Source organism: Pseudoxanthomonas jiangsuensis, from assembly GCF_010093185.1.
Lineage (GTDB): Bacteria > Pseudomonadota > Gammaproteobacteria > Xanthomonadales > Xanthomonadaceae > Pseudoxanthomonas > Pseudoxanthomonas jiangsuensis.
This window is the reverse complement of sequence record NZ_PDWL01000007.1, coordinates 66,243-77,589: the sequence shown is the minus strand read 5'-3', so window position 1 is coordinate 77,589 and position 11,347 is coordinate 66,243. Positions and strand designations below refer to the sequence as shown.

Annotated in this window: 11 protein-coding genes; 1 reads left to right on the top strand and 10 read right to left on the bottom strand. The window is 72.3% G+C overall.

Annotation, left to right across the window (positions count from 1 at the left end):
• Positions 1-131: 131 nt before the first annotated feature.
• The 4 genes from CSC62_RS06335 to purB all read right to left on the bottom strand — a co-directional run bounded on the left by CSC62_RS06335 (position 132) and on the right by purB (position 4,673).
• Positions 132-1,037 (bottom strand): GNAT family N-acetyltransferase, encoded by a 906-nt coding sequence (locus tag CSC62_RS06335; RefSeq protein WP_162405331.1) that lies wholly within the window; start codon positions 1,035-1,037, stop codon positions 132-134.
• The gene (locus CSC62_RS06330; protein WP_162405330.1) at positions 1,034-2,275 is read right to left on the bottom strand and encodes a cupin domain-containing protein; all 1,242 of its coding nucleotides are present in this window, start codon (positions 2,273-2,275) and stop codon (positions 1,034-1,036) included. Before CSC62_RS06330 ends, CSC62_RS06335 begins: the two co-directional genes overlap by 4 nt.
• Before the next feature lie 115 nt (positions 2,276-2,390).
• Entirely contained in the window at positions 2,391-3,296 is a 906-nt protein-coding gene (gene bla / locus CSC62_RS06325; protein WP_211368942.1) for a subclass B3 metallo-beta-lactamase, read from the bottom strand.
• A 9-nt stretch (positions 3,297-3,305) separates the two neighbouring features.
• Positions 3,306-4,673, bottom strand: a complete 1,368-nt coding sequence (purB, locus tag CSC62_RS06320) for an adenylosuccinate lyase (protein ID WP_162405329.1) — start codon at positions 4,671-4,673, stop codon at positions 3,306-3,308.
• A gap of 499 nt (positions 4,674-5,172) precedes the next feature.
• On the opposite strand from purB, the gene CSC62_RS06315 reads away from it, so the two are divergent.
• The gene (locus CSC62_RS06315; protein WP_162405328.1) at positions 5,173-6,684 is read left to right on the top strand and encodes an aspartate ammonia-lyase; all 1,512 of its coding nucleotides are present in this window, start codon (positions 5,173-5,175) and stop codon (positions 6,682-6,684) included.
• 28 nt (positions 6,685-6,712) lie between these two features.
• Here the strand turns inward: CSC62_RS06315 and CSC62_RS06310 are convergent, their stop codons facing one another.
• Genes CSC62_RS06310 through CSC62_RS06285 form a run of 6 tightly spaced genes read right to left on the bottom strand, consistent with a single transcriptional unit; the run spans position 6,713 to position 11,344 of the window.
• On the bottom strand, positions 6,713-7,525 hold the full coding sequence (locus tag CSC62_RS06310; protein ID WP_246194238.1) for a YggN family protein: 813 nt from the start codon (positions 7,523-7,525) through the stop codon (positions 6,713-6,715).
• 12 nt (positions 7,526-7,537) lie between these two features.
• Positions 7,538-8,212, bottom strand: coding sequence for a hypothetical protein (locus CSC62_RS06305; RefSeq protein ID WP_162405327.1), 675 nt, complete (start codon positions 8,210-8,212; stop codon positions 7,538-7,540).
• A 17-nt stretch (positions 8,213-8,229) separates the two neighbouring features.
• Positions 8,230-9,060, bottom strand: a complete 831-nt coding sequence (locus tag CSC62_RS06300; protein ID WP_162405326.1) for a DUF4097 family beta strand repeat-containing protein — start codon at positions 9,058-9,060, stop codon at positions 8,230-8,232.
• Positions 9,061-9,096: 36 nt separating this feature from the next.
• The gene (locus tag CSC62_RS06295) at positions 9,097-10,092 is read right to left on the bottom strand and encodes an ABC transporter permease (protein ID WP_162405325.1); all 996 of its coding nucleotides are present in this window, start codon (positions 10,090-10,092) and stop codon (positions 9,097-9,099) included.
• Positions 10,089-10,979, bottom strand: coding sequence for an ABC transporter ATP-binding protein (locus CSC62_RS06290; protein WP_162405324.1), 891 nt, complete (start codon positions 10,977-10,979; stop codon positions 10,089-10,091). Before CSC62_RS06290 ends, CSC62_RS06295 begins: the two co-directional genes overlap by 4 nt.
• Positions 10,976-11,344 carry a GntR family transcriptional regulator gene (locus CSC62_RS06285; RefSeq protein WP_162405323.1) on the bottom strand — a complete coding sequence of 123 codons (369 nt, stop codon included), beginning with the start codon at positions 11,342-11,344 and terminating at the stop codon, positions 10,976-10,978. Before CSC62_RS06285 ends, CSC62_RS06290 begins: the two co-directional genes overlap by 4 nt.
• Positions 11,345-11,347: the final 3 nt, after the last annotated feature.

Sequence of the window (11,347 nt, the reverse complement as noted above, 5' to 3'; positions counted from 1 at the left end):
TGCGCAGGCGTTCGTTGCCATCTGGGATGCGGGTCTTGTCCGGGACAGTCCCGGGCGGACACATGGCTTGTGCCTGGCTTGAACGGTGTGCTTGCGGATGCGTGCCTTCGGATAGCGGTCCACCCGCCCGTCTACATCAGCGCCCGGTACTCCACGCAGGGCCGCGAACGTTCCCAGACCCGGTCGAACTCGCCTCGCAGGCGCCGCGCGGTGGCCGCGTCCTCGATCCCGCCCTCGCCGTCGAAGCGGTGGCCCAGCGGCCGGAACAGGGCGCCACCGGTGTCGTTGAAGGCGTAGGCCGAGGGGTAGTTGAGGTCCACCGGCTCGCGCACCTCGCGGAAGGCGAACACGCTGGGCAGGCGCTGGGCCAGCGGCAGCAGCGGAGCGCCGCTTCTTTGCGGGACGGCGGCGTTCTGTAGCAGGATCCGGACCTGGCGCTCGCCCGGGCGCACGCCAAAGCGGCGCAGGGCCTCGAGCACGTCGGCGCGGTCCAGCAGGCCCGGGTCCAGGGCGCGGCTGTACAGGCCCAGGCGGCTGCGGGCATGGCTGGCCAGGGCCACCAGCACGGCCGCGGCGGCGTCGGCGTCCTCGACCGGGCTGGCCCCGGGCAGCCGGCGGTGCATGCCGCGATGTTCGATCCCGGCTTCGGCGAACACCGGACCGGCCGGGACGAAGCCGGCGCGGGCGTAGAACGGCAGGGCGTGAAGCTGGGCGTGCAGGGCGACCTCGGGCCAGCCGCGGCGGCGGGCCTCGGCGACCAGCGCATCCAGCATCGCCGCGCCGATGCCGTGGCCACGGGCCTGCTCCAGCACCGCCATCCGCCCGATCCGGCGCTCGGGGGTCAGGCGCGCGGTGCCGAGCAGGGTGCCGTCGTCGGCCTCGGCCAGGACGTGGAAGCTCAGCGGGTCCAGCGCATCGCGCTCGAGTCCGGCCGGCACCCGCTGGCCGTGCACGAACACCGTCGTGCGCAGCGCATGCAGCCGCGCGTGGTCGCGGGCGTACTCGGCGGCGGCGACGGTGAAGCGCGGGCTCGTCATTCCCCGTTGTCCGCGTCCGGATCGTCGGCCTGCAGGGCGTAGTGGCCGGCCTCGTAGAGGGCGTAGGCGGCGTCGCGCCCGGCCGTGGACAGGGCCGCCCAGGCGGCGCCGTCGAGGCAGGCGGCGTCGGCCAGGCGGCGGGCGTCGGCCAGCGGCAGTTCCAGCGAGCGGCCGCTGCAGAACAGGGTGGCGCCCTGGCCGGCGTGCCGGTGGCGCCAGGCCATCCGCGACCAGGGATGGCGCTGCAGGGCCGCGCCGTGGTCCAGGTCCCATTCCAGCTCGATCCGCGGCCGCGGCCTGGCGCCGGGCATGACCTCGCCGGCGGCGCGGTAGGTGGTGATGAAGCGGCCGAACCAGTCGCCGAGGCGGTCGGGATCGTTCATCCGGATCGCGTTGAGCGCCTCGACCACCCGGTTCATCGCCGCCACGTCGATCTCGTTGGGATCGGCGGGCACCGCCAGGTCCTCGTCGTGGTAGCGGACCGCCTCGTCGGCGTCGACCAGGACCTCGTCCAGCCAGTCGCCCATCAGCTCGGACGCCGAGGGCGCGCGCATGCCGACCGAGAAGGTCAGGCACGGGTCCTGCGCCACGCCGTGGTGCGGCACCAGCGGCGGCAGGTAGAGCATGTCGCCGGGGCCCAGGACCCAGTCGTGGGTGGGCTCGAAGATTCGCAGCAGCTTGATCGCCACGTCGTCGCGGAACGCCAGGTCCGGCGCCGGCCGGCCCATCGCCACGCTGGCGTCGATCTGCCAGCGGCGGTGACCCAGGCCCTGCAGCAGGAACACGTCGTAATGGTCGACGTGGGCGCCGACCGAGCCGCCGGTGGCGGCGAAGCTGATCATCACGTCGTCGAGCCGCCAGCGCGGCAGGAAGCGGAACGCCTCCAGCAGGGCGGCCACGTCCGGGTCCCACTTGTCCACGTCCTGGACCAGCAGGGTCCAGTCGTGGTCGGGCATGCCGGGGAAGTCCTCCTCCTGGAACGGGCCGGTGCGCAGCTCCCAGCCGTCGCGGTTGCGGTCGTGGCTGACGATCCGCGCCAGCGCGCCCTCCTCGCAGGCCAGGCCGGCCAGGTCCTCGGGCATCAGCGGGGTCTGGAAATCCGGGAAGGCGCCGCGGATCAGCAGCGGGCGCTTGTGCCAGTAGTCGCGCAGGAAGCGTTCGGCCGGCATGCCCAGCGGCAGGTCGCCCTGGGCGTGGACCTCGAACGGCAGGGCGGCGGTCTTCGGCGTGTTCTTCATCGGTGCGGGGCGGATTGGCCGGACAGGGCGAGCGGCCATTGTCGCCCATGCCCGGTGGCGGCGGCTTGATCGCGGGCAAGCCGCGGCGGTCGAAGGTGGTCGGCGTCGAAGACCCTCAGCGGGCGCCAGCTTCTTCCTCGGCCAGGCGCCGGTCCAGGCGCTCGCGGGCCGTGTCGGCATAGGCCCGGCAGGCGCCGGGCGCGGCCAGCGGCTTGTCCGCGCCGGGCCCGATCCGCGCCAGCAGGTCGCTGGCCGACGGGTGCGGGGTGACCAGGATGTCGCAGGGCAGGCCGGCGACCGCGTCCAGGCTGCGCCGGAACGCGGCCAGGTAGCCGGGGTGCGCGTCCTCGTCGCCGAAGCGCCACTGGTCGTCGGAGATGGCGGTCAGGCTGTCGGCATAGGCGATGTCCACGCAGCTCTGGCCTTCGCAGGAACGCCAGGTCCAGCTGGTGCTACCGGAGGTGTGGCCGGGGGTGGCGTGTGCAGTCAGGCGCAGGGGACCGAGCTCCAGCACCTGGCCATCGCCGATCAGGCGGACTTCGCCGGGCAGCGGGTCGAAGGCTTCCAGCACGCCGTACTGGGGGTCGCCGCGGCCGCTGCGGCCGGTGCGCAGCACTTCGGCCGCCGGCGCGCGGGCGACCACGGTGGCGCCGCTGGCCTTCTGCAGGGCGGCGATGCCGGCGGCGTGGTCGAAATGCTCGTGCGAGCCGGCGATGTAGCGCACATCGCGCAGGTCGAAGCCCAGGGCGCGGATGTTGGCTTCGATCAGCGCCGCGCCCCGGGCGGTGCCGCCGTCGAGCAGGACGTGGCCCTCGGGCGAGGTCAGCAGCAGGGCGGTGATGCCGCAGGTGCCCACGAACCAGGTCTCGCCATGGATGTGGTGCGGGGCCGAGGGCGTGTCCCAGCCGGCGTCGGCCGGGCAGCGTGCCGCCGGGGCCGCGGCGGCGGGCGCCGCCTGGGCGTGGCCTGCGGCGAGGGCCGCGAGCAGCAGGCCGGGGGGCAGGATACGGAAAGCGGACATGCTCGCGCCTCAGATCGCCCGGGCCAGCTTCTCGGCCAGCCCGGTGTAGCCGGCCGGTGTCAGCGCGGCCAGGCGCGCGCGCGCGTCCTCGGGCAGGTCCAGCGAGGCGACGAAGCCGCGCATGGCCTGCGCGTCGATGCCCTGGCCGCGGGTCAGGGCCTTGAGCTGCTCGTAGGGGTTGGGCAGGCCGTGGCGGCGCATCACCGTCTGTACGGCCTCGGCCAGCACTTCCCAGGCCGCGTCCAGGTCGGCGTCCAGGCGCTGCGGGTTCACCTCCAGCTTGCCCAGGCCCTTGGCCAGCGAGTCCAGCGCCACCTGGGTGTGGCCGAAGGCGGTGCCCAGGGCGCGCAGCACGGTGGAGTCGGTCAGGTCGCGCTGCCAGCGGCTGATCGGCAGCTTGGCCGAGAAGTGCTCGAACAGGGCGTTGGCGATGCCGAAGTTGCCCTCGGCGTTCTCGAAGTCGATCGGGTTGACCTTGTGCGGCATGGTCGAGGAGCCGATCTCGCCTTCCTTGAGCTTCTGCTTGAAGTAGCCCAGCGAGATGTAGCCCCAGACGTCGCGGGCCAGGTCGACCAGCACGGTGTTGGCGCGGCGCACCGCGTCGCCCAGCTCGGCGACGTTGTCGTGCGGCTCGATCTGGGTGGTGTAGGGGTTGAACGGCAGCCCCAGGCCCTCGACGAAGCTGCGCGCGAACGCCTGCCAGTCCAGGTCCGGGTAGCTGACGGCGTGGGCGTTGTAGTTGCCGACCGCGCCGTTGATCTTGCCGGTCAGCTCGACCGCGGCGATCTGCCGTCGCTGGCGCTCCAGCCGGGCGACGACATTGGCCACTTCCTTGCCCAGGGTGGTGGGCGAGGCGGTCTGGCCGTGGGTGCGCGAGAGCATCGGCTGGGCGGCCTGTTCGTGGGCCAGGGTGCGCAGGCGGGCGGCGATGCCGTCCAGCGCCGGCAGCAGCACGGTGTCGCGGGCCTCGCGCAGCATCAGGGCGTAGGACAGGTTGTTGATGTCCTCGCTGGTGCAGGCGAAGTGGACGAACTCCAGGGCCGGCCCCAGCTCGGCATCGTCCTTGAGCTGCTCCTTGATGAAGTACTCCACCGCCTTGACGTCGTGGTTGGTGGTGCGCTCGATCTCCTTGACCCGGGCGGCGTGGGCGACGGTGAGGCCCTCGGCCAGGGCGCGCAGGCGGGCCTGGGCGGCGGCGGAGAAGGGTGCCAGCTCGGCGATGCCCGGCTCGGCGGCCAGGGCCAGCAGCCACTCGACCTCGACCTTGACCCGGGCGCGGATCAGGCCGTACTCGGAGAAGATCGGGCGCAGGGCGTCGACCTTGGAGGCGTAGCGTCCGTCGAGCGGGGACAGGGCGAGCAGGGCGGAATCCGGCATGGGGGCGGCTGGCTGGGGAACGGAGCCGCATAGTTTAGGGCCTATGGCTTGCGGGCGTGGTTTTGCGGCTTTCCCTGCGTCGTCCGGAGGGTTGGCGCAAAAGCGCGGGCTTCGGGCGGGGCCGCCGTGCCTTGGGTCTGCGGTGCACCGCTCGGGCGGGCGTCCTGCCCGCAACGCGCGGCCGTGGCACGTCCCTGTGCCATTTGCCTCGCAGACCCAAGACACGGCGGCCTCTGCGGCTTTTGAGTTCACCGCTTCTGGTGCTTCTGCTCCCCCCGGGGTGAGCGTGCAAAGGCACTGGGTCCCGGCGTCCGCCGCGGCTCAGCCCGAAGCCGGCCAAGTCGATGCTTTCGCCGTTGCTGATGGCTGGTGTGTTTTGCGGTCGCCAGCAAGACCAATGCCTACAGAGGCGATACCGGCTGGCGTATGCTGCGCAGCCTCAGCCAGCCGCCGGCCCCGCCGGTTGCCCGCCGTAGTCCAACCCCACTGGAGACGGTCCATGAGTAAAACCCCCGCCCGGCCCCGCGCGAAGCCTTCCGCCGCCGGCAGTTCCTCGTCCCCCCGCGGCAAGGCCGCGGCTTCCGGCGCATCCCGGCCCGGAGCCGCGAAGACCCGGGTCGAACGCGACAGCATGGGCGAACTGCAGGTCCCCGCCGACGCCCTGTGGGGCGCGCAGACCCAGCGCGCGGTGCAGAACTTCCCGGTCTCCGGCCGGCCGATGCCGCGCGGCTTCATCCGCGCCCTGGGCCTGGTCAAGGCCGCCGCGGCCGAGGTCAACGCCGGGCTGGGCCTGCTGCCGAAGAACGTGGCCGCGGCGGTGCGCGCCGCCGCGCTGGACGTGGCTTCCGGCGCCCACGACGCCCACTTCCCGGTCGACATCTACCAGACCGGCTCGGGCACCTCCTCGAACATGAACGCCAACGAGGTGATCGCCGCGCTGGCGAACGCCTCGGGCAAGGCCGGCAAGGGCAGGGTCCACCCCAACGACCACGTCAACCTCGGCCAGAGCTCCAACGACGTGGTCCCCACCGCGATCCGGGTCTCGGCCCAGCTGGCCGTGGTCGAGGATCTGCTGCCGGCGCTCAAGCACCTGCGCCGGACCATCGAGAAGCGCGGCAGCGAGCTGCGCAAGGTGGTCAAGACCGGCCGCACCCACCTGATGGATGCGATGCCGCTGACCTTCGGCCAGGAGTTCGGGGCCTGGGCCTCGCAGCTGAAGTCGGCCGAAGACCGGATCCAGGACAGCCTCAGGCGCCTGCGCCGGCTACCGCTGGGCGGCACCGCCATCGGCAGCGGGATCAATGCCGACCCGCGCTTCGGTGGCAAGGCGGCCAAGGCCCTCTCGGCGCTGGCGGGCACGAAGTTCGAGAGCGCGCAGGACAAGTTCGAGGGCCTGGCCGCGCAGGACGACGCGGTCGAGCTGTCGGGCCAGCTCAACGCGCTGGCGGTGGCCCTGATCAAGATCGCGAACGACCTGCGCTGGATGAACTCCGGGCCGCTGGCCGGGCTGGGCGAGATCGAACTGCCGGCCCTGCAGCCGGGCAGCTCGATCATGCCGGGCAAGGTCAACCCGGTGATCCCGGAGGCCACGGTCATGGCCGCCGCCCAGGTGATCGGCCACCACACCGCGATCACCGTCGCCGGGCAGACCGGCAACTTCCAGCTCAACGTCACCCTGCCGCTGATCGCGGCCAACCTGCTGGACTCGATCCAGCTGCTGTCGGCGGTGTCGCGGCTGCTGGCCGACTCGGCGATCGCCGGGCTGAAGGTGCGCGGCGAGGTGGTGAAGCGGGCGCTGGACCGCAACCCGATCCTGGTCACCGCGCTCAACCCGGTGATCGGCTACGAGAAGGGCGCGGCGATCGCCAAGCAGGCCTACAAGGAAGGCCGCCCGGTGCTGGAGGTGGCGATGGAGGTCACCGGCCTGCCGCGACAGGAACTGGCGCCCCTGCTGGATCCGGCGGTGCTGGCCAAGGGCGGCATCCACGGCACCCCGGGCGGCGGCGGGTAAGGCAGGCCAGGCTCCTGCAAGAGGCCGTTCACTGCTTGCGCGCGGCGGCGTCGGCTTCGGCCGCCGCGTCGGTGTTGGTGGAATCGGCGGTCGCGGTGGCGGCCGCATCGGTCGCCGCCGCGGCCGCTTCACCGGCCGCCTGGACCTCGGCCGTGGCCTGGGCCACCGCCTGGGCGACCTCGCGGCCGACGTTGCCGCCGTCGGACTTGGCCTGCTCGCTCCGGCAGTCGTCGATGTCGGACTGCTCCAGGGTGGCGTAGGGCTGGAACGCCGGCAGCGCCGCGGCCAGCGCCTGCTGCGAGGACAGCAGGGGCGACAGGTGGTCGCACAGCTTCAGCGCCTCGGCTTCGATCTTGGCGCCCTCGGCCTCCATCCGCTTCTCGAACTCGTCGGACTTGCCGCTGAAGACGCTGGCCAGCGCGCCGCTGGCGGCCTGGCTGCCCAGGCGCGCGCCCTGCATGCCGATGGCGATGCCGGCCTCGGCCACGGCGATCACGTTGGCGCGGTGCTCCAGCAGCAGCTTGCGCTGGGCCGCGTTCACCGGCACCGGCTTGCCGTCGACCAGCAGGTCGCCCTGCGGGCTGATCTCGGCCCTGGGCAGGCGGCCGTCGCTGGCGCCGATGCGCGCGCCGTTGATGACCAGGCCACCATCGTTGACGCCGCCGCCCACCCGGACGTTGCCCTCGGCGATGTCCTTGCGCGCCTCTTCCAGGGCCTTGCGGGTGGTGCGGGCGATGAAGCCCTCGTCGTCGGGCGCGGCGCCGGCGGCTGGGGCGGAATCGCGGCCGCAGGCGGCCAGCGGCAGCAGGACGGCGAGGGCGAGAAGATGGAGCTTGCGCATGGTCTGTTCCTCCTAGTTGCCGGCGAATTCGCGGCGCATTTCGTCCCTGCAGTCGTCGACGTCGTCGGCCTCCAGGGTGGCGTAGGGCCGGAACTGCGGCAGCAGGGCGTCGAGCCTCTGCTGCGAGGCGTGCAGCGCCGGCAGGCTGTTGCAGATCCGCGCGACGCCCGGCTCGATCGACTGCTTGATCGTCCTTTCCAGGCGCCGTTCCAGGCTGCCGGTCAGGGCGCCGAACATCAGCCCGAACAGACCGCGGTCGACCGCGTCCAGGGCGGCCTGGGCGCTGCGCTCGCCGATCTCGATCCCGGCGCTGGCGATGTCGATGACCTGGCGGCGGTAGACCAGCAGTTCGCGGCGCTGGGCCTCGTCCACCGCGACCGCGCGGCCTTCGATCAGGAAATCGCCGGCCGGGGTGATCTCCGCCTTCGGCAGCGCTTCGTCCTTGCCGCTGTCGCGCTTGCCGGACGTGCCGAAGCGGAAGCTGTTGCCCACCTCCAGGTTCTCGGTCTCCAGCTGGGCGCGGGCGGCGGCCAGTTCCTGGCGCACTTCCTTGCGGGCGTCGGCCAGTTCGGTGCCGATCTCGTGGCCGATGCCGCCCTTGGGCGCGTCGGTGGCCTGCGCGGCCAGCGGAAGCAGGCCGGCCAGCAGCCAGGGCAGCAGGGGGCGGTGGCGGGATGCGTGTTCCATGGTTCCTCTCCTCATGGTCAGTGGCCGCGCGGCAGGTCGACCGCGCCGGTCACGCCGCGGTGGCCGACATCGCCGCTGCCGATCGATTCCACCGCCAGGCTGGCGGCGCCTTCGACCTCCAGGTCGCCCGAGCCGATCGAGCCGACCTTGACCGCGCCGGCGACGCGCTTGAGGCCGGCGTCGCCGGAGCCGATCGAGCCGATCCGGACCTCGCCGCGGGCGCCGTCCAGGCTGAAGTCGCCAGAGCCGATCGAACCGACCTCGACCGCGCCGCCGATGTCGCGGGCCTCGACGTCGCCCGAACCGATCGACAGCACCTTGAGCGCGCCGGCGCCCTGGACCTCCACCTCGCCGGAGCCGACCTTGGCGGTGACCGCGCCGCGCACGCCGCGCAGCCGGGCCTCGCCCGAGCCGACGTCGGCGCTGGCGCCGGCGCCGCCTTCCAGCGAGGCCTCGCCGGAGCCGACCACCAGCTGCACCAGCACCCCTTCGGGCACGGTGCCGGAGACCTCCAGCGAGGCGCGGTTGTCGCCGAACAGGCTGGCCAGCCCGGCCGGGTTCTCGCGGCGCAGGCGCACCACCAGGGTGTCGCCCTCGCGCGCCTGGGTCACGGTCAGGTCCTGCAGCCAGGCGGCCTTGCCGGCGCAGGCGCGGCCGGACAGGACGTGGCTTGATCCGGGCGCGGCGCGCAGGCGCACGGTGTGCTGGTGGGTCTCCACCCGCACCACCTTCGCGCCGGCGGTGTCCAGGCTCAGCTGGCGCGGTGCCGAGTGGGGGCAGCCGTTGTCGTCGGCCAGCGCCAGCGGCGAGGCCATCAGCAGCAGGGGCAGCAGGGTCAGGCGATGCATGGTCGGGCTTCCTCTCGAATGGCCGGCGCGGCCGGCTCAGGCTTCGTCGCGCCAGCGGCGCAGGTAGATGGCGGCGGCGATGAAGGCTGCGCCCACCGCCGCACCGATCCACAGGTCGAGGCTGGCGTACAGCTCCAGGTTGCTGGTCTGCTCGAGCACGGCGCGGACCACGTCGCCCGGATCATGGATGTCCTGTCCGTTCAGCAACTGCTCGTCCAGGTTGCCGGCGACCCAGGTGCCGGGGATCACGCTCATCAGGCCGCGGTAGACGGCGACGTACCAGATCCAGCCGTGCGGCACGTTCAGTCCCGGCATGGCGCCGAAGATGCTGATGATCACGCAGCCCAGCACCGGCACCAGCACCGCCCACAGGAACGGCTTGCTGCGCACCCAGGCCGAGCAGAACATCAGCCAGCCCACCGCCGGCAGTGACCACAGCATGCCCAGCGGCAGGGTGGCGGCCATCCGGCCCAGGACGTGGAACGGGTGGGCCTGGGTGAACAGGGCGCCGGCGTGCGGTACGCCGCTGGCGGCCAGGGCGATTCCGGCGATGATCCACAACACGATCCCCGCCAGCAGGCCGACCGCGATCGAGATCGCCGGCGCCAGCAGCAACGCCCAGGCGGCCTTGGACAGCACGGTCTGCGCGTCGGACACCGGCAGCGACTTCCAGAACAGCGCGCTGCGATCGCGGCGGTCGTCGTACAGGCTGCCCAGGGCGTAGAAGAACACCACGAACGCGACCACGATCCCGGTCAGGCTGAAGCCGGCCATCAGGATGCCGTCGCCGGCCGCGCCCATGCCGCGCAGGAACTCGGCCACGTCGCCGATGTCGCGGGCGGTCTCGCCCAGGTGGCGGCGGGCCTGGACCACGCCGATCACCGCGCCCAGCGCGGCCAGGAACACGGCGATGCCGCTGGTGATCAGCTGGGCCCAGAGGAAGCCGCCGCGGTTCTCCCAGAACTCGCGCCGCAATAGCCAGCCGAAGGTGGCGGTCCAGCGGTTGGACGGGGTGGTGGCGACGGCATTCATGCGTAGGTTCCTTTCATCAGGGCCACGAACAGGTCGGCCAGGCCCGGGTTGCGGACCTCGCCCAGGGCGGCGGCGCGCTCGCGCGGCAGCCCGTCGTACAGCAGCACGGTCTTGCCGAAGGGCAGGGCGCGTTCCTCCACCGGGCCCAGGGTGCGGGCCTCCTCCAGCCGCTCGGCGGCCACCAGCACCTCGCAGTAGCGCTCGGCCAGGTGCTCCATCTCGGCCGACAGCACGATCCGGCCGTCGCGGATGAACAGCACGTCGGTGAGGATGTGCTCGATCTCCTCGACCTGGTGGGTGGTGACCACGATGGTCTTGTCCTCGTCGAAGTAGTCCTCCAGCAGGCGCTGGTAGAACTGCTTGCGGTAGAGGATGTCCAGGCCCAGGGTCGGCTCGTCCAGCACCAGCAGGCGGGCGTCGATCGCCATCACCAGCGCCAGGTGCAGCTGCACGATCATGCCCTTGGACATCTCCCGCACCCGCAGCTTCGGATGCAGCTGGGTGTTGGCCAGGAAGCGCTCGCACTTGGCCCGGTCGAAGCGCGGGTGCACGCCGGCGACGAAGTCGATCGCCTCCTTGACCCGCATCCAGCGCGGCAGCACCGCCACGTCGGCGATGAAGCAGACCTGGTTCATCAGTTCGTCGCGCTGGGTGCGCGGGTCCATGCCCAGCACCTTGAGCCGGCCGTCGAACGGGGTCAGGCCGAGGATGGCCTTCAGCGCGGTGGTCTTGCCGGCGCCGTTGGGCCCGATCAGGCCGACGATCCGCCCGGCGCCGATGTCGAAGTCGGCACCGGCCACGGCCAGCTTGTGCTTGTAGGCCTTGCGCAGGCCGCGGGCGGACACGACCGCGTCGGGGCGTGCGTGTTCGGGAGCGATGGCGTTCATGAGTGGTTCTTCCCCAGGGAGTTCAGCAGGTCCTGCATGGACAGGCCCAGGCGCTGGATGCGCTCGGCGACAACGGGCCATTCCTCGTTGAGGAAGCGCTCGCGCTCGCTGCTGCGCAGCTGCTTGGACGCTTCCTCGGTGACGAACATGCCCAGCCCGCGGCGCTTCTCGACCAGGCCCTCGTCGGCCAGTTCCTGGTAGGCGCGGGAAACGGTGATCGGGTTGAGCTGGTACTCGGCCGCGACCTGGCGGACCGAGGGCAGGGCTTCACCGGGCTTGAGGATTCCGTCCAGCATCATGGCGATCACGCGGTCCTTCAGTTGGCGGTAGATCGGAGCGCCGTCGCTCCATTGGATGTCACTCATGGG